General features: G+C 75.9%; 6 protein-coding genes. 4 read left to right on the forward strand and 2 right to left on the reverse strand.

What is annotated here, in order from left to right:
* Window positions 1-180: 180 nt before the first annotated feature.
* Window positions 181-438 carry a phosphopantetheine-binding protein gene (locus tag HD595_RS25500; RefSeq protein WP_217708089.1) on the forward strand — a complete coding sequence of 86 codons (258 nt, stop codon included), beginning with the start codon at window positions 181-183 and terminating at the stop codon, window positions 436-438.
* A gap of 61 nt (window positions 439-499) precedes the next feature.
* Here HD595_RS25500 and HD595_RS25505 read toward each other — a convergent pair whose 3' ends face one another.
* Both HD595_RS25505 and HD595_RS25510 read right to left on the reverse strand, forming a co-directional pair.
* Window positions 500-2,026 carry an amino acid adenylation domain-containing protein gene (locus tag HD595_RS25505; RefSeq protein ID WP_253773165.1) on the reverse strand — a complete coding sequence of 509 codons (1,527 nt, stop codon included), beginning with the start codon at window positions 2,024-2,026 and terminating at the stop codon, window positions 500-502.
* Between the two features lie 26 nt (window positions 2,027-2,052).
* Complete coding sequence (locus HD595_RS25510; RefSeq protein ID WP_253773167.1) at window positions 2,053-3,417, reverse strand: condensation domain-containing protein; 1,365 nt, start codon at window positions 3,415-3,417, stop codon at window positions 2,053-2,055.
* Window positions 3,418-3,691: 274 nt separating this feature from the next.
* Here HD595_RS25510 and HD595_RS25515 point away from each other — a divergent pair, with 274 nt between their 5' ends.
* The 3 genes from HD595_RS25515 to HD595_RS25525 are packed head-to-tail and all read left to right on the forward strand — an operon-like array spanning window position 3,692 to window position 23,831.
* Window positions 3,692-13,027, forward strand: a complete 9,336-nt coding sequence (locus tag HD595_RS25515) for a type I polyketide synthase (protein ID WP_253773169.1) — start codon at window positions 3,692-3,694, stop codon at window positions 13,025-13,027.
* On the forward strand, window positions 13,017-18,461 hold the full coding sequence (locus HD595_RS25520) for a type I polyketide synthase (protein ID WP_253773171.1): 5,445 nt from the start codon (window positions 13,017-13,019) through the stop codon (window positions 18,459-18,461). Before HD595_RS25515 ends, HD595_RS25520 begins: the two co-directional genes overlap by 11 nt.
* Window positions 18,462-18,491: 30 nt before the next feature.
* Window positions 18,492-23,831 carry a type I polyketide synthase gene (locus HD595_RS25525; RefSeq protein ID WP_253773173.1) on the forward strand — a complete coding sequence of 1,780 codons (5,340 nt, stop codon included), beginning with the start codon at window positions 18,492-18,494 and terminating at the stop codon, window positions 23,829-23,831.
* The last annotated feature ends 22 nt before the right edge of the window (window positions 23,832-23,853 follow it).

The raw sequence follows: 23,853 nt of genomic DNA on the forward strand, positions 1-23,853 counted from the left end.
TCGGACTACCGAATAAATCGAGGATTGGCTTTTCCCGGGACCGTGACAAGCGGGCCGCGCTGACAGCTTGGACGTGCGACAACCTGCCAGCGTGCTCTTTCCCGGTCGTCTTGACCGGGGCCGCGCCATTCCCGGAGTCTTTTCTGCGAATGGATTTTTCTGGCAGATTGGCGGATGACGATGTCTGAAATTCCGAGCCAGTTCCAGAGCCTTCTGCGCGCGCATCTGCCGTACGCCGACTCGGCGGAGCTGTCCGCGCGGGACGAGCTCGCCGGCCTCGGCCTCGACTCGATGGGCGTCGTGCGGCTGCTGGTCGACATCGAGAACGGCTACGCGGTCGAGCTGCCCGACGACCTCCTCGACGAGTCGACGTTCGCGACGGTCGGCTCGCTCTGGCAGGCGCTCACGACGCTCCCGGCGTTCCCGCCGGTCCGCTGAGGCGCGTCGAAGGGCGGGGGCCGGTCACCGGCCCCCGCCTTCGCGTGCCCGTCGACGTTCGTCAGGTCCGGAGCGTCGTGGCCAGCGCGCGGCGGTCCACCTTGCCGTTGGCGTTCAGCGGCAGCTCGCCCAGCACGGTCACCGAGCGCGGCACCATGTAGCCCGGCAGGACCTCCGCGACGCCCCTGACCAGCGCCACCGGGTCGAGGCCCCGGCCCGTGCAGGCCGCCTCCAGCTCCAGCTCGCCGTCCGCCCCGGGCAGCGCCAGCACCACCGCCTCGTCCACGCCCGGCCTGGCGCGCAGCGCCGCCTCCACCTCGCCCAGCTCCACCCGGTGCCCCGACACCTTGACCTGCTGGTCCAGCCGTCCCAGGTGGACGAGGACGCCGTCGCGCCAGGCGACCCGGTCGCCGGTGCGGTACCACAGGTCGTCCGCCATGACCCCGGCCGCCTCGGCGGGCACGGCCCGCTCGCCGTCGAAGGCGACGAAACGCCCCTCGTTGACCGCCGGGTCCGTGTACCCGGGGAAGCGCTGCACCCCGCGCAGGCACAGCTCGCCCTCCGCCGCCGGCCGCCCGTCCGGGTCCAGCACGGCGTGCCGCACCCCCGGGTACGGCAGGCCGATCGGCACGGTGCCGTTGGGCGTCCGCGGCCAGCGGGCCCGGTCGGCGGGCAGGCGGTACTCGGCGCAGGAGATGGTCAGCTCGGTCGGCCCGTACAGGTTCTCCAGCACGCTGCCCGGAGCGGCCTCCCGCCAGGCGTCGGCCTGCCGCAGCGTCAGCGGCTCCCCGCAGAACAGGCTCCAGCGCAGCGACGGCATCGAGCCGGGGGCCAGCCGGCGCAGCCGCAGGGCGAGCGAGACCACCGACGGCACCGAGAACCAGTGCGTCAGCCGCTCCCTGGCCACGAACGCCACCGGTTTGAGCAGGTCGTACCGGCTCGGCACGACCAGCGTGGCCCCGCCGCCCCAGGTGGCGAACATGTCGAACACCGACAGGTCGAAGGTCAGGTCGAACGTCTGCGACGTCCGGTCGCCCGGGCCCAGCCCGTACCGGGGGACGACGTGCGACAGGTACGCGCCGACCGAGCGGTGCCGCAGCGGGACGCCCTTGGGCGCGCCCGTCGAGCCCGAGGTGAACAGCACGTAGGCCAGGCCGTCCACCCCGTCCGGCGGCGCGAGCGGCTCCGCCCGGTCGCCGCCGAGGTCGTCCAGGGTGAGGGCGAGCACCGGAGCGGGGAACGGCGGCAGCGGCCCGCGCGCGGCGTCGGCCAGGACGACGTCCAGGCCGGCGGCCCCGGCGACGGCCAGGTTGCGCGCCGGCGGCATGGCGGGGTTGAGGGGGACCGCGGTGGCGCCGATCCGCTGGATGGCCAGGTAGCCGGCGTAGGCCAGGGTGTCGCGCGCCGCGTACAGGCCCACCCGCGCCGGACGCCCGCGGGGGCCGGCCCCGAGGATGCGCGCGGCCAGGCGGGCGGCCAGGTCGTCCAGCTCGGCGTAGGTGTGGCGGGCGCCGCCCGCCTCCAACGCCACCCGGTGGCCGAAGCGCGCCACGGAGCCGGCGAACCACTGGTGCAGGGTGCGTTCCACAGGTGTCTCCAAGGTGGCCGTGGCGGTCACGAGGGCGGGTCGGGGAGGTCGCGGGGGAAGAGCGACGGCGGCAGGTCGCGGCCGGGCCCCTCCCACAGGTCGGCCAGGCGCCGGTCCGGGTCGGCGACCGCGAGCTGCGCGCCCAGCGCCAGCGTCCGCATGATGTCCGTCATCGCCTCGGCGGGCAGCACCTCGGGGTCGGCCAGCATGAGCACACTGGTACGGCCGCCCTGCACCGCCACCCGCACCCGGAACGCCTGCCCGTACTGCTGCGCCAGCGGCGTCCAGGCCAGCTCGGCCGGGCTCTTGTCGGCCGGGTCCGAGGGCCGGCGGTCCACCTGGATGTAGTTGAACCAGGCCCGGAACAGGTGGTTCACCCAGCAGTCGTGCCCGGGGTCGGTGTCTGCCTCGGCCGAAGCGATCTCGGCGATCCGGTCGAAGTCGTAACAGGAGTACCGGTAGGCCCGCGCGCCCGCCCAGTGCAGCCGCCTGATGTGCTCGGCCAGCGTGGCGCCGGGATCGACGGCGGTGACGAACGGGATGAGCTGGTTCATCGTGCCCACGTTGTGCTGGTCCTCCTGGGCGAACCGGTTGGAGGACATCAGGCTCATCGTCACCCGCTCGGTGCCCAGGTGACGGGCCAGCCCGGCGGCCACGAACGCCATCACCACGGCCGGCGCGGTGACCCCGTGCCGGCGTCCCGCCTCGGCCGCCAGCCCGCCGAGGCGCCGCGAGTGCAGCGTCAGCTCCAGCCGGTTGCGCTTCACCCGGGCCGGCAGCGTGGGCAGCCCGTCCATCAGCCCCTGGGCCAGCACGTCCCGCCAGTAGCGCTCGGAGCTCTCCTGCCGGGGCCGCCAGGACTCCTCGCGCTGGCGCCGCGCCAGCTCGCGCGGCGTGAACCCCGTCGCGGCGGTGGCGCCCGGGTCGGCCAGCAGCGCCTTGAACTGGTCCTGCAGGTGGTGGATCGACCACAGGTCCAGGATGAGGTGGGAGAAGGCCAGGCTGATGTACAGGGGCGCGCCGCCGGTGCTCACCAGCCGGGCCCGCCAGTTCAGGTCGCCGCTCATCGCGAACGGCTCGGCCACCAGCTCCGCCTTCGTCTGCTCGTGCTCGCCCGGGTCGGTGACCACCCGGTCCACCCGCTCGACCGGCAGGCTCACCGCGTCGTGGACCACCTGCGCCGGCCGGTCACCGCGCGGGTGGTAGGTGGTGCGCAGCGCCTCGTGCCGGTCCACCAGCCGCCCGAGAGTCGTCGTGACCTGCTCGTTCGTCAGGCCCCGCAGGTCCCACGTCGTGGCCAGGTTGGCCTCGTGCAGCCAGTCCTCCGGATACCGCTCGATCTCCCGCCAGCTGAAGAGCTGGCCGTTGCTGAGAGGTGCCTCGACGGACATGTGGTCTCCTCCCGGCGGCTTTCTCCGTCCGTAATTCATTGCGTGCGCGAACGCCCGGGGTCAAGGCCGCCGGCGGTGGCCGGCGCTGGCCACTAACGGCGGCCACAAGGTGCCAGTCGGCGACCGTGTCCCCGAAATGGAGCACCGCCTTAGTGTCTTATCGACAACTATGCGGGAGCCGCTGAACCAAATGCCGCGGAGCATTTCTCCGGGCCGTCCGAATAAACCGGCGGCGCCATGGCGAATGGCGCCCGAGGCTTGAGGTGGCGCATTGATGGCTGGTGAGTCGACACAGCGGGCGGGGACCGGCGGGCCGGACGCGATCGCCGTCGTCGGCATGGCGTGCCGGCTCCCGAAGGCCGCCGGTCCGGCGGAGTTCTGGCGGCTGCTGCGCGACGGCGTGGACGCGGTCACCGAGGCGCCCGAGGACCGCTGGCCCGGCTCGGCGCACCGGCGGGGCGGGTTCCTGTCGTCCGTGGACGGCTTCGACGCCGCGTTCTTCGGCATCTCACCGAACGAGGCCGCGGCCATGGACCCGCACCAGCGCCTGGTCCTGGAGCTGGCCTGGGAGGCGCTGGAGAACGCCCGCGTCGTCCCCACCGGCCTGCGCGGCAGCGCCGCCGGCGTCTTCCTGGGCGCCATCTCGAACGACCACGCCGCCCTCCAGGCCCGGCTCGGCGCGGACGAGCGCGGCCGGCACGCGTACGTCGGCGCCAACCGCGCCATGATCGCCAACCGGGTCTCCTACTTCCTCGGCCTGCGCGGCCCCAGCCTCACCCTCGACACCGGCCAGTCGTCGTCGCTGGTGGCCGTGGAGATGGCCTGCGAGAGCCTGCGCCGCGGCGAGACCGCCCTCGCCCTGGCCGGCGGCGTCAACCTCAACCTGCTCGCCGACACCACCGACGCCATCGCCGGGCTCGGTGCCCTCTCGCCCGACGGCCGCTGCCACGTCTTCGACCGCCGCGCCAACGGCTACGTGCGGGGCGAGGGCGGCGGGCTGGTCGTGCTCAAGCGGCTGTCCGACGCGCGCGCCGACGGCGACACCGTCCACGCCGTGATCCTCGGCGGGGCCGTCAACAACGACGGCGGCGGCGAGGGCCTGACCGTGCCCAGCCGCGACGCCCAGGAGGAGGTCATCCGCCTCGCCTGCGCCCGGGCCGGGGTGGACCCCGCCGAGGTGCGGTACGTCGAGCTGCACGGCACCGGGACCAAGGTGGGCGACGCCGTGGAGGCCGCCGCCCTCGGCGCCTCCTACGGGGCCTCCCGCCCGGCGGACGACCCGCTGCTCGTCGGCTCCGCCAAGACCAACATCGGCCACCTGGAGGGCGCGGCGGGGATCGCCGGGCTGCTCAAGGTGGTGCTCGCCCTCCGGCACCGCGCGGTGCCGGCCAGCCTGCACTTCGAGGCGCCGCCGCCGGAGATCCCGCTGCCGGAGCTGCGGCTGGAGGTCGTGGGCGCGCGCCGCGACTGGCCGGAGGACGGGCGGGCGGTGGTGGCGGGGGTCAGCTCGTTCGGCATGGGCGGCACCAACTGCCACCTCCTCCTGACGGAGGCCCCCGGGCCGTCATCCCCCGCCGCACCATCTTCTCAGCCGCCTACCGCCGAACAGGCCGTCACCGACCTCTGCACACCCACGACCCCCACGGGCCCCGACCCCTTCGGCGCCCCGCCCGCCCCCGGCACCGAAGCCGGTCTCTCCCGAGCCTCCGCTTCCGAGGACGCCCCGTTCTCCACGAGCGCCCCGGCCGCGGCGAGCGCCTCCGCCTCGGAGAGCGTGCCCGCCGCCGAGAGTGCCCCGACTCCCGACGGTGCTCCCACCTCCCGGGCCGCGCTCCTCGCCGCCGCCGACACGGCGTCGGAAGGGGAGGCCGCAGAGGATCAGGGCCCCGAAAGCGTGGTGACCGCGGGAGAGGCGGCGCCGTGGGTGGTGTCGGCGCGGGACCAGGCCGCCCTGCGCGAGCAGGCCCGCCGCCTCCTGCCCCTCGCCGAGGACGCGGCCGTCGCCCCGGGCGACGTCGCCATGAGCCTGGTACGCGGCAGGGCGGTCTTCGAGCGGCGCGCCGTCGTCCTGGGAACGGACCGCGCCACGCGCCTGGCCGGGCTGCGCGCCCTGGCCGCCGGACAGCCCCACGACGACGTCATCGTCGGCACCGCGTCCCCGAGCCTCGAACCGGGCGCCACCCGGAACGCCGGAACGGGCGCCTCCCAGGACCCCGGAACAGGCGCCACCCGCAACCCCCAAGCGGACGCCACCCCGGCCCGCGGCGCGGCCGGCCAGGTGGGGTTCGTGTTCCCCGGGCAGGGCTCGCAGTGGGCCGGCATGGCCCGCGGACTCCTCGCCTCGTCCCCCGCCTTCGCCGCCCGCCTGGCCGAGTGCGCCGAGGCGCTGGCCCCCTTCACCGGCTACTCCCTCATGGACGTCCTCCAGGAGACCCCCGGCGCCCCAGGACCGGACCGCGTCGACGTGGTGCAGCCCGCCCTGTGGGCCGTCATGGTCTCCCTGGCCGAGGTGTGGCGCTCCCACGGCGTGGAGCCCGGCCTGGTCGTCGGACATTCGCAGGGCGAGATCGCGGCGGCCACGGTCATCGGCGCCCTCAGCCTGGAGGACGGCGCCCGCGTCGTGGCCCTGCGCAGCCGCGCCATCGCCGGCATCACCGGCCACGGCGGCATGATGTCGGTCGCCGCGCCCCTGGACGTCGTGACGGGCGCGATCACCGAGGCGGCGGTCCCCGTGTCGGTCGCCGCCGTCAACGGTCCCCGCTCGGTCGTGGTCTCCGGACCGCGTGACGCGCTCGCCGTGCTGGCCGACCGGCTCTCCGAGCACCGTCCCAAGCTCGTCCCCGTCGACTACGCCTCCCACTCGGAGGAGGTCGAGGGCGTACGCGACGAGGTGCTCGCGGCCCTCGCCCCGGTACGGCCGGTGAGCGTGGCCACGACCTTCGTCTCCACGCTGACGGGCGAGCCGATGGACACGGCCGGGCTCGACGCCGGCTACTGGTACCGCAGCCTGCGCCACCAGGTGCGCTTCGCCCAGGCCGTGGAGGCGGCGCTGGAGGCCGGCTGCGAACTGCTCGTGGAGTGCAGCCCGCACCCCGTGCTGGTGACCGGCGCCGAGGAGACGGCCGAGGCCGCCGGACGCGACGTGGGGGTCACCGGGACCCTGCGGCGCGGCGAGGGCGGGCCGGAGCGGGTGCTGCGGTCGCTGGCGCAGGCGTACGCGCAGGGCGCCCCGGTGGACTGGTCGGGCCCGTGCGTCACGCCGGGCGCGCGGCCGATCGACCTGCCGACGTACCCCTTCCAGCGCAAGCCCTACGGCCCGTACGCCGAGCCCGGGCGCATCGCCCCCCGTCCACGGGCGGACCGCACGCCCGCGGACCACACCCACGCCGGCCCCGCCCGTTCGGGGACGGCGGACGACGGTGGCATGAGCCGGGCCGAGGTGCGGGACCTGGTGCTGGGCGCCGCCGCCCGCGTCCTCGGCCACGCGGACGCCGCCGGGATCGAGGCGGGCCGGACGTTCAAGGACCTCGGGTTCGACTCGGTGGCGTCCGTGGAGCTGCGCGACCGGCTGCGTGCCTCGACGGGGTTGAAGCTCCCGGCGGGCGTGCTGTTCGACCACCCCACCCCGGAACGCCTCACCGACCACCTCCACACCCTCCTCGCCGCCGGAACCAGCGGGAACGCCGCGCACGCCGCCGCGAGCCCCATCGGCACCCCCGAGGACGACCACCACGACCATCGCGACGGCGATGACCACGACCGTGACGCCGACCACGACGAGGACGGCGACGGCGACGGCGACCTGATCGCCGACGGCGACGGCGACCTGATCGCGGTCGTCGGGATGGGCTGCCGCTACCCCGGCGGCGTGGCCTCGCCCGACGATCTGTGGCGGCTGGTCAGCAGCGGCACCGACGCCGTCGGCGACTTCCCCGCCAACCGCGGCTGGGACCTCGGCGCGCTGTTCGCCACCGGCCCCGACCGGTCCGGCACCAGCGACACCCGGCAGGGCGGCTTCCTGCACGACGCCGACCGGTTCGACGCCGCGTTCTTCGGGATCAGCCCCCGCGAGGCGCTGGCCATGGACCCGCAGCAGCGCCTGCTCCTGGAGGTCTGCTGGGAGACCCTGGAACGCGCCGGGCTCGACCCGGCGACGCTGCGCGGCTCGGCGACCGGCGTGTTCGTCGGCGCGATGGCCCCCGACTACGGCCCGCGCCTCGACCAGCCCGACGCCGCCGCCGAGGGACACCTGCTGACCGGCACCGCGCTCAGCGTCGTCTCCGGCCGCATCTCGTACCTGCTGGGCCTGCGGGGCCCGGCCATCACCACCGACACCGCCTGCTCCTCGTCCCTCGTCTCGATCGTCCTCGCGGTGCAGGCGCTGCGGCGCGGCGACTGCGCGCTGGCGCTGGCCGGCGGGGCGACGGTGATGTCGCGGCCCGGCATGTTCGTGGAGTTCAGCCGGCAGGGCGGGCTGTCGCCGGACGGGCGGTGCAAGGCGTTCTCGTCGGCCGCCGACGGCACCGGCTGGGCCGAGGGCGCGGGGATGGTGCTCCTGGAGCGGCTGTCCGACGCCCGCCGCCACGGGCACCCGGTCCTCGCCGTGATCAGGGGCGGCGCGGTCAACCAGGACGGCGCGAGCAACGGCCTCACCGCGCCGAACGGCCAGGCGCAGCAGGACGTCATCCGGCTCGCCCTGGCCGACGCCCGCCTCACCGCGGGCGACGTGGACGTGGTCGAGGCGCACGGCACCGGCACCCGGCTGGGCGACTCCATCGAGGCCGAGTCGCTGATCGCCGCGTACGGCTCCGCCCGCGAGCCCGCCGCGCCCGTCTGGCTCGGGTCGCTGAAGTCGAACATCGGCCACACCCAGGCCGCGGCCGGGGTCGGCGGCGTGATCAAGATGGTCAAGGCCCTGGAGCACCGGACCCTGCCGCGCACGCTGCACGTGGAGGATCCGACCCCGCACGTCGACTGGGAAGCCTCCGGCGTACGGCTGCTGACCGAGCCTGTCGAGCTGACCGGGGCCGGCGAGCAGCCGGGGGGCGGTGCGGGGCCGGTGCGGGCCGGGGTGTCCAGCTTCGGCATCAGCGGCACGAACGCGCACCTCATCCTGGAAAGCGCCCCCGAGACCGCGGCGTCGGCCGCCAACAGGCTGAACGCGAGCAGGCTGGCCGCGAACGGGGCGGACAGGGACATGACGGGCGAGGAAGGGGCAGGCAAGGGCGGATCGGGCGAGGCGTTCGTGTGGGCGTTCTCGGCCAGGAGCGAGTCCGCGCTGCGCGCGCAGGCCGTACGGCTGCGCGATCACGCCGCCCGCTCCGCCGAGGGAGAGCTGGGCGCGGCCGGGAGGGCGCTGGCCCGGCGGACCGGGTTCGCGCACCGAGCCGTGGTCGTCGCCCGGGACCGCGACGAGCTGGTCGCCGCCCTGGACGCGCTCGCCGCGGGCGCCCCGCACGCCGCGCTCACGACCGGCACGGCCCTCGACGACCCCCGGCCGGTGTTCGTCTTCCCCGGCCAGGGCTCCCAGTGGGCCGGCATGGCCGTGGACCTGCTCGACACCGACCCCGGCTTCCGCGAGCGGCTGGAGCGCTGCGACCGCGCGGTCGCCCCGCACACCGGCTGGTCCGTCGTGGACGTGCTGCGCGGTGCGGACGGCGCGCCCCCGCTGGAGGGGGCGGACGTCATCCAGCCCGTGCTGTTCGCCGTCATGGTGTCGCTGGCGGAGCTGTGGCGCTCGTACGGCGTGGCGCCGGCCGCCGTGCTCGGCCACTCCCAGGGCGAGATCACCGCGGCGTGCGTCGCCGGCGTGCTGTCCGTGGAGGACGCCGCCCGCATGGTCGTGCTGCGCAGCCGGGCGCTCGTCCGGCTCGGCGACCGCGGCGGCATGCTGGCCGTCTCCCTGCCCGCCGAGCGGGTCGCGGAGCTGCTGGAGCCGTGGAACGGCCGGCTGTGGCCCGCCGTGCACAGCGGCCCGGCCAGCTCGGTGGTCGGCGGCGACGCGGACGCGCTGGAGGAGTTCGCCGCGGCCTGCCCCGAGGGCGTGCGGGTGCGGCGCGTCGCGATCGGCTACGCCGCCCACACCCCGCACATCGAGGAGCTGCGCGAGGAGCTGCTGGCCAAGCTCGCGGACGTGCGCCCCGGCACCGCCGGTACGGCCTTCTGCTCCTCGTACGCGGGGGACTTCGTGGACGCGGCCACCCTGACCGCCGAGTACTGGTTCGCCGGCCTGCGCAACCCCGTGCTGTTCCGGCAGGCCGTCGAGACTGTCGCCGGTTCCGGAACGACCCTGTTCATCGAGACCAGCCCGCACCCCACGCTGGTCGGCCACATCGATGACACGCTGGCCGCGGCCGGCCTGCCCGGCGGCGCCACCGGCACGCTGCGGCGCGGCGACGGCGGCCGGGAGCGGCTGCTGCGGGCGCTGGGCCAGGCGTGGGTGCTCGGCGTGGCCCTCGACTGGACGGCCGCGCTCGGTCCCGCGCCCCGCCGCGACCTGGGCCTGCCCACATACCCGTTCGAACGCCAGAGGTACTGGCTCGACCCCGTCACCGCCACCGGCGGCTCCTCGCGCCACCCGCTGCTGGACACCTCCGTGCCGCTGGCCGCCGACGACGGCTTCCTGCTGGCGGGACGGCTGTCGCGGGCCGCCGTCCCGTGGCTGGCCGACCACGCGGTGGACGGGGGTGTGCTGCTGCCGGGCACCGCGTTCGTGGAGCTGGCCCTGGAGGCCGCCGCCACGGCCGGGTGCGAGACGGTCGAGGAGCTGACGCTGGAGGCGCCGCTGTACCTGCCGGAGACGGGGGCGTTCCAGACGCAGGTCTCGGTGGGCGGCCCGGATGAAGGGGGGCGGCGCGCGCTGGCCGTCCACGCCCGCCCGGCCGACGACCCGGACGCCCCCTGGACCCGCCACGCCACCGGCCTCCTCGCCCCACCCGGCGCCGACGCCCCGGCCATCGTCAACGGCTCGGCCGCCGTGAATGGCTCGGCCTCTGTCAACGGCTCGGCCACCGCCGTGAACGGCTCGGCCGCTGCCGTCGACCCGGCCAATCCTCACGCCGCGCCCGCGCCGCTCGCCGTCTGGCCACCCGAGGCCGAGCCGGTGGACCTCCACGACCTGTACGGCCGGCTGGCCGAGCGCGGCTACGACTACGGGCCCGCGTTCCAGGGGCTGCGCGCCGCCTGGCGCAGCGACCGAGTCGCGTACGTCGAGGTGGAGTTGCCCGAGCACGCGGCCGACGGCGCCGACCGCTACACGCTGCACCCCGCGCTCCTCGACGCCGCCCTGCACCTGGTGGTGCTGGAACGCGCGGACGACCCGGCGACCCTGCTGCTGCCGTTCGCCTGGGAGGGGGTGCGCGTGGACGCCGTGGGAGCGGGCGCGCTGCGCGTCCGCATCACCGACGGCGACGGGGACGGCGACACGATCGCCCTGGCCGCGTACGACGGGGACGGGCGGCCGGTCGCGGCGGCTCGCGGGCTGACGCTGCGCAGGGTGCCGCGCACCGGCGACGCGGCCCGCGCCGGCATCGGCGCCGCCTCCTACGTCCTCGACTGGACCCCCGTCCAGTCCGCCCCGGCGGACCCGGCCGGACGGCGGTGGGCCGTGGTCGGCTTCGACGAGCTGGCCGACGAGATCGACGCCGAGCTGGCGGCGGCCGGGATCGGCGCGCCCCGCTACTACGACCTCGCCTCCGTGGCCGACATGAGCACGGGCGAGATCCCCGGGCTGGTCCTCGCCCCCTGCCGAGGGGACGCCGCCGACCTGCCGTACTCCGCGCACGACACCCTGCACCAGGTGCTCGACCTCGTTCAGGGCTGGCTCGGCGACGAGCGGTACGCGGGGTCGCGGCTGGTGTTCGTCACCCGCCCCGGCGACCCGGCGGGCTCCGCGGTGTGGGGGCTCGTGCGGTCGGCCCAGTCGGAGCATCCCGGCCGGTTCGCGCTGGCCGAGCTGCCGGAGGGCTTCTCCGGATGGGAGGCGCTGGCGGGCGGGATCGCGGTGGGGGAGACCCAGGTCGCGGCGGGCGAGGACGGCGGCCTGCTGGCTCCCCGCCTCATCCGCCGCTCCCCGGCCCAGCCCCCCGCCTCGTCCCCGACCTCACCCTCGCCTGACGGTGCGGACGGCGTGACGCGTCATGCGGGCGACGGGGACGGCGGGGCGCACACGATGGCCGCGGGCAGCGTGCTCGTCACCGGGGGCACCGGCGGGCTGGGGGCCCTGGTGGCGCGGCGGCTGGTGGAGCGGCACGGCGTGCGCGAGCTGGTCCTCGTCTCACGCCGCGGCCCCGACGCCCCGGAAGCCGGCGCGCTGACCGGCGAGCTGACCGCCATGGGCGCGGACGTCCGGGTCGTGGCCTGCGACGTGTCCGACCGCCGCGCGCTGGCCGCCCTGCTGGCCGAGATCCCGTCCCTGACCGGTGTGGTCCACACCGCCGGGGTGCTGGAGGACGCGGTCGTGGAGGGCCTGTCGGCGCAGCACCTCGACGCCGTCCTGGCGCCCAAGGCGAACGCCGCCTGGCACCTGCACGAGCTGACCCGCGACCGGCCGCTGGCGGCGTTCGTGCTGTTCTCGTCCGTCGCGGGCCTGCTCGGCAATCCCGGCCAGGGCAACTACGCCGCCGCCAACGCCTTCCTCGACGCGCTCGCCCTGCACCGCAGTGACCTCGGCCTGCCGGCCGTGTCCATCGCCTGGGGGCTCTGGGACAAGGGCGGCATGGCGGGCGCTCTGGGTGGCGCCGACGTGGCCCGGCTGGCCCGGGGCGGCATCGCGCCGCTGACCGTGGACGAGGGCCTCGACCTGTTCGACGCCGCGCTCGGAGGCGCCGCGCTCGGAGGCGCCGCGTTGGACGGCGCCGAGCCGGTGGTCGTGGCGGCCCGCTGGGACCGGGCCGGGCTGCGCGACCGGGCCGAGGCCGGCGACCTGCCGCCCGTCCTGCGCGGGCTGGTCCGCGCGTCCCGCCGTACCCTCCAGAGCGCGCCGGGCCGGAACACGTCGGCCACGCGGCCGGGCGGACCCGCGCAGGGGCCGGGGCTCGCCGAACGGCTCGCCACCCTGGCCGAGCCGGAGGCCCGCGCGCACCTCACCGCGCTGGTGCGCTCGCACGTCGCGACCGTCCTCGCGCACAGCAGCCCCGAGCAGGTGGACGTGGAACGCGCGTTCAACGAGCTGGGCTTCGACTCGCTGACCGCCGTGGACCTGCGCAACCGGCTCAACGCCGAGACCGGGTTGCGGCTGCCGGCGACCCTCGTCTTCGACCATCCGACCGTCACCGCCCTCGCCGGCTACCTCTACCGGACCCTCGCGCCCGACACCCCGTCGCCCGAGGACGCGCTGCGGACGGCGGTGGACCAGGCCGAGTCGGTGCTGCTGGCCGCCGACGGCGGCGCGGACGCGCTGCGCGGCCAGCTCGTCGCCATCCTGCAGAGCGCGCTCGGCCGCCTCGGAGCCGCCCCGGCCGCCGCGCCCGCCGCCACGCCGAGCCGGCCGGGCGGCGCCGCCGAGGAGATCGTCTCCGCCTCCGACGAGGAGATCTTCGCCTTGATCGACAACCGGGCCATGACGGCCCCCCTGAAGCCCGTGGTGGAAAGGCCTGGCCATGGCGAGTGAGGACAAACTCCGCGCGTACCTGAAGCGGGTCACCGTCGAGCTGGCGGAGACCCGCCGGCGGCTGGCCGAGGACGTGGGCCGCCGGCACGAGCCGGTGGCGATCGTCGGCATGGCCTGCCGGTATCCCGGCGGCGTGACCGGCCCCGACGACCTGTGGGAGCTCGTCGCCTCCGGCGGCGACGCGATCAGCGAGTTCCCGGCCGACCGCGGCTGGGACACCGACCTCTACGACCCGGACCCGGCCGCCCTCGGCAAGACGTACACGCGGCACGGCGGCTTCCTGGAGGGGGCGGCCGACTTCGACGCCGCGTTCTTCGGGATGAGCCCGCGCGCCGCGCTCGGCACCGACCCGCAGCACCGGCTGTTCCTGGAGTCGTGCTGGGAGGCGCTGGAGCACGCCGGGATCGACCCGACGACGCTGCGCGGCTCCCGCACCGGCGTGTACGCGGGCAACATGTACAACGACTACTCCTCCCGCTTCGTCCACGGCTCGATCCCCGGCTCGGTCGAGGGCACGCTGCTGTCGTCCAGCACGCCGAGCGTCATGTCGGGCCGCGTCTCGTACACGCTGGGCCTGGAGGGGCCGTCGCTGACCGTCGACACGGCCTGCTCGTCCTCGCTGGTGGCCCTGCACCTGGCCGTGCGGGCGCTGCGGCAGGAGGAGTGCGGGCTGGCGCTGGCCGGCGGCGTCACGCTGCTGGTGTCGCCGGACGCGTTCGTGGAGTTCTGCCGGCAGGGCGCGCTGTCGCCGGACGGACGGTGCAAGTCGTTCTCCTCGACCGCCGACGGGGCGGCCTGGTCGGAGGGCGTCGGGGTGCTCGTCCTGGAGCGGCTGTCCGACGCCCGCCGCAACGGGCACCGCGTGCTCGCGCTCATCCGGGGCTCGGCCGTCAACCAGGACGGCGCGAGCAACGGCATGACCGCGCCGAGCGGGCCCGCGCAGGAGCGGGTCATCGAGCAGGCGCTGGCGGACGCGCGGATCGGCGCGGACGAGGTGGACGTCGTGGAGGCGCACGGCACCGGCACCACGCTGGGCGACCCGATCGAGGCGCAGGCCCTGCTCGCCACGTACGGCCGGGCGCACGACGGCGACCGGCCGCTCTGGCTCGGGTCCGTCAAGTCGAACATCGGCCACACCCAGGCCGCGGCCGGCGTCGCCGGGGTGATCAAAATGGTCAAGGCGCTCGAACACGGCGCGCTGCCGCCCACGCTGCACGTTCAGGAGCCCACGCCGCACGCCGACTGGGACTCCGGCGGCATCCGGCTCCTCACCTCGGGCCGCGCATGGGCGCGCGGCGAGCGTCCGCGCCGCGCGGCCGTCTCCAGCTTCGGCATCAGCGGCACGAACGCGCACGCCATCATCGAGGAGTACGTCCCGGAGCCCGCCCCGGCCCCAGCCTCGACCGCCGAACCCACCCCTGCCTCAGAACCGGCCTCTCCCGCCGAGACCACCCAGGGTTCCCAGTCCGCCTCCGGGACGCCGCTCGTGTGGCCGGTCAGCGCGTACAGCGCCGCCGCCCTGCGCGGTCAGGCCGCCCGCCTGCACGCCCACCTCACGACCACCCGCGGCCCGGCCCATCCCGGCGAGGACGGCACCCGGGACACGCCGGCCGCCCCCGACGCGGCCGACGTGGCGCACTCGCTCGCCACCACCCGGGCCCGCTTCCCGCACCGCGCCGTCGTCCTCGGCCGCGACTCCGGCGACCTGGCCGCCGCGCTCGGCGCGTACGCCCGCCAGGAGCCCGCCCCCACGGTGATCGAGGGCGTGGCCCCGGAGCACGCCCGCGCCGCCTTCCTGTTCACCGGCCAGGGCGGCCAGCGGCCCGGCATGGGCAAGGAGCTGGCCGGGATCTCACCGGTCTTCGCCGCGGCCCTGGAGGAGGCGTGGGCCGCGCTCGACCCGTACCTCGACCGGCCGCTGCGCGAGGTGATGTGGGCGGCGCCCGGCACGCCGGAGGCGGCGCTGCTCGACGAGACCGTCTACACCCAGCCGGCGCTGTTCGCCTTCGAGGTGGCCGCGTTCCGGCTGCTGGAGTCGCTGGGCCTCGCGCCCTCGGCGGTCGCCGGGCACTCGGTCGGCGAGTTCGCCGCCGCCCACGCCGCGGGCCTGTGGTCGCTGGCCGACGCCGCCCGCCTCATCGCGGCCCGCGGCCGGCTGATGCAGCAGGTCACCACGCCGGGCGCGATGGTCGCGGTGGCGGCGGGCGAGGACGAGATCCGGCCCTCCCTCGCCGGGCTGGAGCACCTGGTCTCGGTGGCGGCCGTCAACGGGCCCGGCAGCGTGGTCCTGTCGGGCGACGCCGACGCCTGCCTCGCCGTGGCCGGCCGCTGGCAGGAGCTCGGCCGCCGCACCCGCCGCCTGCCCGTCAGCCACGCCTTCCACTCGCCGCTCATGGAGCCGGTGCTCGACGCGTTCGCCGCGGAGCTGGCGGCCGTGCGGTTCGGCGAGCCGCGCCTGGCCTACGCCACCGGGCTCACCGGACTGGCCGACACCCGCTGGACCTCCCCGGGCTACTGGCTGGAGCAGATCCGGCTGCCCGTGATGTTCCAGAACCTCGTACGGAGCCTGGAGGACGAGGGGATCGGCGTCCTCGTCGAGGTCGGGCCGAAGGCGGTGCTGTCCGGCCTGGCGCACGACTGCGTCACCCGCGACGACGCCGTGATCGTGCCGCTGCACCGGCGGGACGCCTCGGAGCCGGACGCGCTCGCCGCCTGCCTGGCGCGGGCCTGGGTCGCCGGACTGCCGGTCGACTGGCCCGCGCTGTTCCGCCGCGGCACCCGTACGGACCTGCCGACGTACGCCTTCGACAAGCGGCGCTACTGGCTGAGCCCGCCCGCCCGCGCCGCGGCACTGTCCGAGGCGCTGCCCTCGGCGGGCCTGGCAGAGGCCGGGCACCCGCTGCTGGGCGCGGTGGTGGACCTGGCGGAGGACGGGCCGACCGTGCTGACCGGCCGCCTGTCCGTGGCCGGCGCGCCGTGGCTGGCCGACCACCGGGTGGCCGGGACGGTCGTCCTGCCCGGGGCCGCCATGGCGGACATGATCCTGGAGGCGGGCGCGCGGACGGGGTGCGAGCTGGTCGAGGAGCTGATGTTCGAGGCGCCGCTGGTGCTGCCCGAGCGTGGCGGGGTCGCGGTGCAGGTGGTGGTCGAGCGTCCCGACGCCTCCGGGGCCCGGCCGGTGCGGCTGCACTCCCGGCCGGCCGACGACCCCGAGGCGGGCTGGACCCGGCACCTGTCCGGCGCGATCGGCGTCGCCGCCGCCGAGCCCGGCTCCGCGTCGTGGGCGGCCGTGTGGCCGCCTGCGGGTGCGGTGCCGGTGGAGGTGGAGGGTGGTTACGAGCGGCTGGCGGAGCGTGGTTACGAGTACGGGGCGTCGTTCCAGGGGTTGCGGGGGTTGTGGCGGCGCGGGGACGAGCTGTTCGCCGAGGTGACGGCCCCCGAAGGAGTGGAGGTCGCCGGCTACGGGATCCATCCGGCGCTGTTCGACGCGATGTTCCACCCACTGGTCGTGGCCGCGCCGGAGGGCGAGCTGCGGCTGCCGTTCGAGCTGCGGGGAGCGCGCCTGTACGCGGCCGGCGCCACGGACCTGCGGGTGCGGCTGCGGGCGATCGGCTCGGACGGGTGCGAGGTCGAGGCGGCCGACGCGTCGGCGCGGCCGGTGTTCTCGCTCGGCTCCCTGCGCGTGCGGCCCGTGCCTCCGGGCGCGCTGGCCGGGCCGTCCGCCGTCTCCGTGTCGTACGGGGTGGAGTGGGTGGAGGCTCCGGCGGGTGGTGTCGCTGGTGTGGTGCCGTCGGTGGTGTGGTGCGTGTCCGAGGGTTCGGATGTGCCGTCGGCGGTGCGTGCTCTGACGGGGCGGGTGCTGGAGGCGGTGGCCGGTCAGGGCGCTGAGCCGGTGGTGTTCGCGACGCGGCCGGGTGATGTGGCGGCGGGTGCGGTGTGGGGGTTGGTGCGGTCGGCGCAGTCGGAGCAGCCGGGCCGGTTCGTGCTGGCGGAGGTGGAGGAGGGGTTCTCGGACTGGGCGCGGGTGGTGGCGGTCGGTGAGCCGCAGGTGCGGGTGGCGGGGGACAAGGTGCTGGTGCCGCGTCTGGCCCGCCGCGGCCAGGAGACGGCGCCGGAGGCGGAGCGGGTCTCTGGCGCGGTGCTGGTGACGGGTGGCACCGGCGGGCTGGGTGCTTTGGTGGCGCGGCGGCTGGTGGAGCGGCATGGGGTGCGGGAGCTGGTGCTGGTCTCGCGTCGCGGTCCGGATGCTCCTGGGGCCGGTGAGCTGGTGGCGGAGCTGTCCGGGTTGGGCGCTTCCGTGCGGGTGGCGGCCTGCGATGTGGCTGATCGTGCGGCGTTGCGGGAGCTCCTCGATGGGATTCCGTCGCTGGCCGGGGTGGTTCACACGGCGGGTGTGCTGGACGACTCGGTGGTGGAGGGGCTGACGCCGGAGCGGATGCACACGGTCCTGGCTCCGAAGGCGGACGCGGCCTGGCATCTGCACGAGCTGAGCGGGGATGTCTCCCTGTTCGTGCTGTTCTCGTCGCTGGCGGGGGTGCTGGGCAACGCGGGTCAGGGCAACTACGCCGCGGCCAACGCCTTCCTGGACGCTCTGGCCGAGCACCGGCGCGGGCTGGGTCTTCCGGCGGTGTCCATCGCCTGGGGACTCTGGGACACCGGCGGCACCGGCATGGGCGGCACCCTGGAGGCCGCCGACGTGGCCCGGCTGGCGCGGGCGGGCATCGCTCCCCTGACCCCCGACCAGGGCCTCCAGGCGTTCGACCGCGCCGTGGCGGGCGCCGAGCCACTGGTCGTGGCCGCCCGCTGGGACAACGCCGGCCTCCGGGCCCGCGCCGAGGCCGGGGAGCTGCCGTCCGTGCTGCGCGGCCTCACCCGGACGCCCAGGCGCGCCGCCGGAGAGCGGGGCGACGGCGTGGCCGGGCTGGTCTCCAGGCTCGCCGTCCTGACCAAGGACGAAGGGCTGCGCCTGCTCACGGACCGCGTACGGTCGCACGTGGCGGCCGTCCTCGCCCACGGCAGCGCCGACCACATCGAGGCCGACCGGGCCTTCAACCGCCTCGGCTTCGACTCGCTCACGGCCGTCGAGCTGCGCAACCGGCTCAACGCCGACACCGGCCTGCGGCTGCCCGCGACCCTCGTCTTCGACCATCCGACCGTCAACTCGCTGGCCGAACACCTCTTCCGCACGCTCGTGCCGCAGGCGCCGTCCCCCGAGGACACGCTGCGCACGGCCCTGGAGCACGTCGGTTCCATGCTGGCCGGCGCCAAGGAGGACGCGGACGCCGTACGCAGCAAGCTCGTCGCCGTGCTGCAGAGCAGCCTGGCGCGGTTCGGGGCGGAGCCGGAGGGCTCCGGACGCCCCGACACGGTGGTGGGCAAGATCGACTCGGCTTCGGACGAGGAGATCTTCGCCCTCATCGACAACGAACTGTGACGCCTGACTCCCGCGACGAAGGGTTGATTGATGGGGACCGAGGACAAGCTCCGCGACTACCTGAGGCGCGCCACCGTCGAGCTGGCGGAGACCCGCCAGCGCCTCGCCGAGGACGTGGGCCGCCGGCACGAGCCGGTGGCGATCGTGGGCATGGCGTGCCGGTATCCCGGCGGGGTGGGGAGCCCGGACGACCTGTGGGAGCTGGTGGACACCGGAGGCGACGCCATCGGCGACTTCCCGGCCGACCGCGGCTGGGACCTGGAGGGCCTGTTCGACCCCGACCCCGAGGCGTGGGGCAAGTCCTACACCCGGCAGGGCGGCTTCGTCGGCGACGTGGCCGACTTCGACGCCGCGTTCTTCGGGATGAGCCCGCGCAGCGCGCTGGCCACCGACCCGCAGCACCGGCTGTTCCTGGAGTCGTGCTGGGAGTCGCTGGAACGGGCGGGCATCGACCCGGCGACGCTGCGCGGCTCCCGCACCGGCGTGTACGCGGGCAACATGTACGAGCACTACTCGACCCGGTTCCTGGACGTCACCCCCGAGGCCGTCGAGGGCACGCTGTTCACCTCCAGCGCCTCCAGCGTCATGTCCGGCCGCGTCTCCTACACCCTCGGCCTGGAGGGGCCGGCCCTGTCCGTGGACACCGCCTGCTCGTCGTCGCTGGTCGCCCTGCACCTGGCCGTGCAGGCGCTGCGCCGGGGCGAATGCTCGCTGGCCCTGGCCGGCGGGGTGTCGGTCATGGCGTCCCCGGTGCCGTTCATCGAGTTCTGCCGCCAGCGGGCGCTCGCCCCCGACGGCCGGTGCAAGTCGTTCTCCTCGACCGCCGACGGCGCCGCCTGGTCGGAGGGCGTGGGCGTGCTCACGCTGGAGCGCCTCTCGGACGCCCAGCGCCACGGCCGCCGCGTCCTCGCGGTGATCCGCGGCTCGGCGATCAACCAGGACGGCGCCAGCAACGGCATGACCGCGCCCAGCGGGCCCGCCCAGGAGCGGGTCATCCAGCAGGCGCTCGCCGACGCCCAGCTCGACACCCTCGACGTGGACGTCGTCGAGGCGCACGGCACCGGCACGACCCTCGGCGACCCGATCGAGGCGCAGGCCCTGCTCGCCACCTACGGCCGGGCCCGCGGCGGCGACCGGCCGGTCTGGCTGGGATCGGTCAAGTCGAACATCGGCCACACCCAGGCCGCGGCCGGCGTCGCCGGGGTGATCAAGATGGTCAAGGCCCTGGAGCACCGCCGCCTGCCGCGCACGTTGCACGTGGAGGAGCCGACGCCGCACGTGGACTGGGCGTCCGGCGGGGTGCGCGTCCTGACCGAGCCCGTCGAGCTGCCCGCCGACCGGCCGGTGCGGGCGGGCGTCTCCAGCTTCGGCGTCAGCGGCACGAACGCGCACGTCATCCTGGAGAGCGCCCCCGACCCCGCGGAGTCCGTGAAGCTCGCGGAGCGCCCCGACCCCGCGGAGTCCGTGAAGCACGCGGAGCCCCCCGGCGCCGGGCCGATCGTGTGGGCCTTCTCCGCCAAGACCGCCTCCGCGCTGCGCGCCCAGGCCGGCCGGCTGCGCGAGCACGCGAGCCGCGTCACGGGCGCGGACCTCGCCGCCACCGGACGGGCGCTGGCGGGCCGGGCGAGGTTCGCGCACCGCGCCGTGGTCGTCGCCGCGGACCGCGAGGAGCTGACCGCCGCGCTGGAGGCCGTCTCCGCCGGGACCCCCCACGCCGCCGCCGTCACGGGCGAGGCGCCGGCCGAGGCCCGGCCGGTGTTCCTGTTCCCCGGCCAGGGCACCCAGTGGGCCGGCATGGCCGTGGACCTGCTCGACTCCAGCGACGTGTTCCGCGCCCGGCTGCGCGAGTGCGACGCGGCGCTGCGGCCGTACACCGGCTGGGCGGTCGAGGACGTGCTGCGCGGCACCGGCGGCGCGCCCGAGCTGGAGGGCACCGACGTCATCCAGCCGGTCCTGTTCGCCGTCATGGTGTCGCTGGCCGCGCTGTGGCGCTCGTACGGCGTCCACCCCGGCGCCGTCGTGGGTCACTCGCAGGGCGAGATCGCGGCGGCCTGCGTCGCGGGCGCCCTGTCGCTGGACGACGCCGCGAGGATCGTCGCCCTGCGCAGCCGCGCCCTGACCGGGCTGAGCGGCACCGGCGGCATGCTCGCCGTCGCGCTGCCCGCCGCCCAGGCCGGGGAGCGGATCGCGCCGTGGGCGGGACGGCTGTGGGTGGCCGTGCACAGCGGCCCCGCCTCCTGCGTGGTGGCGGGCGAGGCCGGCGCGCTCGACGAGTTCGCCGCGGCCTGCGGTGACGCCGTACGGGTGCGCCGCATCGCGGTGGACTACGCCTCGCACACCCCGCACGTGGAGGCGCTGCGCGACGAGCTGCTGGCCACGCTCGACGGCGTACGGCCGCGCCCCACCGAGACCGTCTTCTGCTCCTCGCTGGCCGGCGCGGTCGTCGAGCCGGCCCGCCTGACCACCCGCTACTGGTACGACAACCTGCGCAACCCGGTGCTGTTCGAGGAGGCGATCCGCTCGTTCACCGGGACGCCGCTGTTCGTCGAGGTCAGCCCGCACCCCGTGCTCGGCGGCGACACCGGCGACATCTGCGACGACGCCGGGGTCAGTGCGGGCGTCTGCGCGACCCTGCGCCGCGGCGCGGGCGACCGGAGCCGCTTCCTCGCCGCCCTCGGCCAGGCGTGGGTGCTGGGCGCCGACGTCGCCTGGTCCGACGCGCTCGGCCCCGCGCCGCACCCGCGCGTGGACCCGCCCACGTACCCGTTCGAGCGGCGCCGGTTCTGGCTCGGCGACCGCGAGCGGGCCGGCCGTGTCGCCGGTGCGGGCATCGACGACGCCCGGCACCCGCTGCTGACGGCGGTCGTGCCGGTGGCGGACGACGGCTGGGTGCTGACCGGCCGGCTCTCGCTCAGCGGCGCGCCGTGGCTCGCCGACCACGCGGTGCAGGGCGGCGTCCTGCTGCCGGGCGCGGCGTTCGTGGAGCTCGCGCTGGAGGGCGGCGTCCACGCCGGGGCGTCCGTGCTGGAGGAGCTGGTCATCGAGGCGCCGCTCCTCCTGGCGGAGTCCGGGGCCGTCACCGTGCAGGTCACCGTGGAGCGTCCCGACGCCGACGGCCGCCGCGCCGTGGCCGTGTACTCCCGTACCGCCTCGTCGGACGGGGACGGCTGGCGGCGGCACGCCTCGGGCGTGCTCGCCGACTCCGCGCCCGAGCCCGGCTCCGCGTCGTGGGCGGCCGTGTGGCCGCCTGCCGGTGCGGTGCCGGTGGAGGTGGAGGGTGGTTATGAGCGGCTGGCGGAGCGTGGTTACGAGTACGGGGCGGCGTTCCAGGGGTTGCGGGGGTTGTGGCGGCGCGGGGACGAGCTGTTCGCCGAGGTGACGGCCCCCGAGGGCGTCGAGGTGGCCGGGTACGGGATCCATCCGGCCGTCCTGGACGCCGCCTTCCACCCGCTCGTGCTGGCCGCCGACGGCGACGAGCTGCGGCTGCCGTTCGCCTTCGGCGGGGTCCGGCTGCACGCCACGGAGGCGTCGGCGCTCCGGGTCCGGGTGTCCGGCTCCGGGGACGACGCGGTCGTCGAGGCCGCGGACGCGGCGGGCGAGCCGGTGCTCTCCATCGACGCGCTGCGCGTCCGCGCCGCCGCCGCCCGGCCCGCCTCCTCGTCCTCGCCCGTGTCGTACGGGGTGGAGTGGGTGGAGGCTCCGGCTGGTGGGGTCACCGGTGTGGTGCCGTCGGTGGTGTGGTGCGTGTCCGAGGGTTCGGATGTGCCGTCGGCGGTGCGTGCTCTGACGGGGCGGGTGCTGGAGGCGGTGGCCGGTCAGGCTGCTGAGCTGGTGGTGTTCGCGACGCGGCCGGGTGATGTGGCGGCGGGTGCGGTGTGGGGGTTGGTGCGGTCGGCGCAGTCGGAGCAGCCGGACCGGTTCGTGCTGGCCGAGGTGGAGGAGGGGTTCTCGGACTGGGCGCGCGTGGTGGCGGTCGGTGAGCCGCAGGTGCGGGTGGCGGGGGACAAGGTGCTGGTGCCCCGCCTGGCTCGCCGCGGTCAGGAGACGGCGTCCCACCTGGAGCAGATCGCGGGTGCAGTGCTGGTGACGGGTGGCACCGGCGGGCTCGGTGCTTTGGTGGCGCGGCGGCTGGTGGAGCGGCATGGGGTGCGGGAGCTGGTGCTGGTCTCGCGCCGCGGTCCGGATGCTCCGGGAGCCGGTGAACTGGTGGCGGAGCTGACGGCGTTGGGCGCCTCGGCACGGGTGGCGGCTTGCGACGTGGCCGACCGTGAGGCGGTGGGTGCTCTCCTGGAGGGGGTGCCGTCGCTGGCTGGGGTGGTGCACACGGCCGGAGTGCTGGACGACTCGGTGGTCGAGGGGCTGACGCCGGAGCGGATGGACACGGTTCTGGCTCCGAAGGCGGACGCGGCCTGGCATCTGCACGAGCTGAGCGGGGATGTCTCCCTGTTCGTGCTGTTCTCGTCGCTGGCGGGGGTGCTGGGGAACGCGGGTCAGGGCAACTACGCCGCGGCCAACGCCTTCCTGGACGCCCTGGCCGAGCACCGGCGCGGGCTGGGTCTTCCGGCGGTGTCCATCGCCTGGGGACTCTGGGACACCGACTCCGGGATGACCGGCGGCCTCACCGCCGCCGACCACGCCCGCCTCGCCAGGGCCGGCGTCGCCCCGCTGACCGCCGAGCAGGGCCTGGAGCTGTTCGACTGCGCCCTGACGGGAACCGAGGCCCGGGTGGTCGCCGCCCGCTGGGACAACGCCGGGCTCCGGGCCCGCGCCGAGGCCGGGAACCTGCCGTCCGTGCTGCGCGGCCTCGTCCGGGCGCCCCGCCGTACCGCCGGGAACGCCGCCGCCGCCACCGGAGGACCCGCGGCGCTCGTCCAGCGCCTCGCGGCCCTGCCCCGCACCGACGCGCAGCGGCTGCTCACCGACACCGTACGCGCCCACGTCGCGGCCGTCCTCGCCCACGGTAGCGCCGATCACATCGAGGTGGACCGGGCCTTCAACCAGCTCGGCTTCGACTCGCTCACGGCCGTCGAGCTGCGTAACCGGCTCAACGCCGACACCGGCCTGCGCCTGCCGCCGACGCTCGTCTTCGACCACCCGACCGTCAGCACGCTGAGCGACTACCTCTTCCGCACCCTCGCACCCCCGTCGCCGTCCCCCGAGGACACGCTGCGCACCACCCTCGACCGGGTCGAGGACATGATCGCCGCGGCGAACGGCGAGGGTGAGGCCCTGCGCGAGCGGTTCGTGTCGCTCCTGCAGGCCACCCTCGACCGGCTCGGCGCCGGGCCCAACGCCGCCGGCGACGTCATCGAGAAGATCGACTCGGCTTCGGACGAGGAGATCTTCGCCCTCATCGACAACGAACTGTGACCCCGTGACGCCCACGACCGGA

The sequence above is a fragment of the Nonomuraea roseoviolacea subsp. carminata genome (genome assembly GCF_024172185.1).
Lineage (GTDB): Bacteria > Actinomycetota > Actinomycetes > Streptosporangiales > Streptosporangiaceae > Nonomuraea > Nonomuraea roseoviolacea.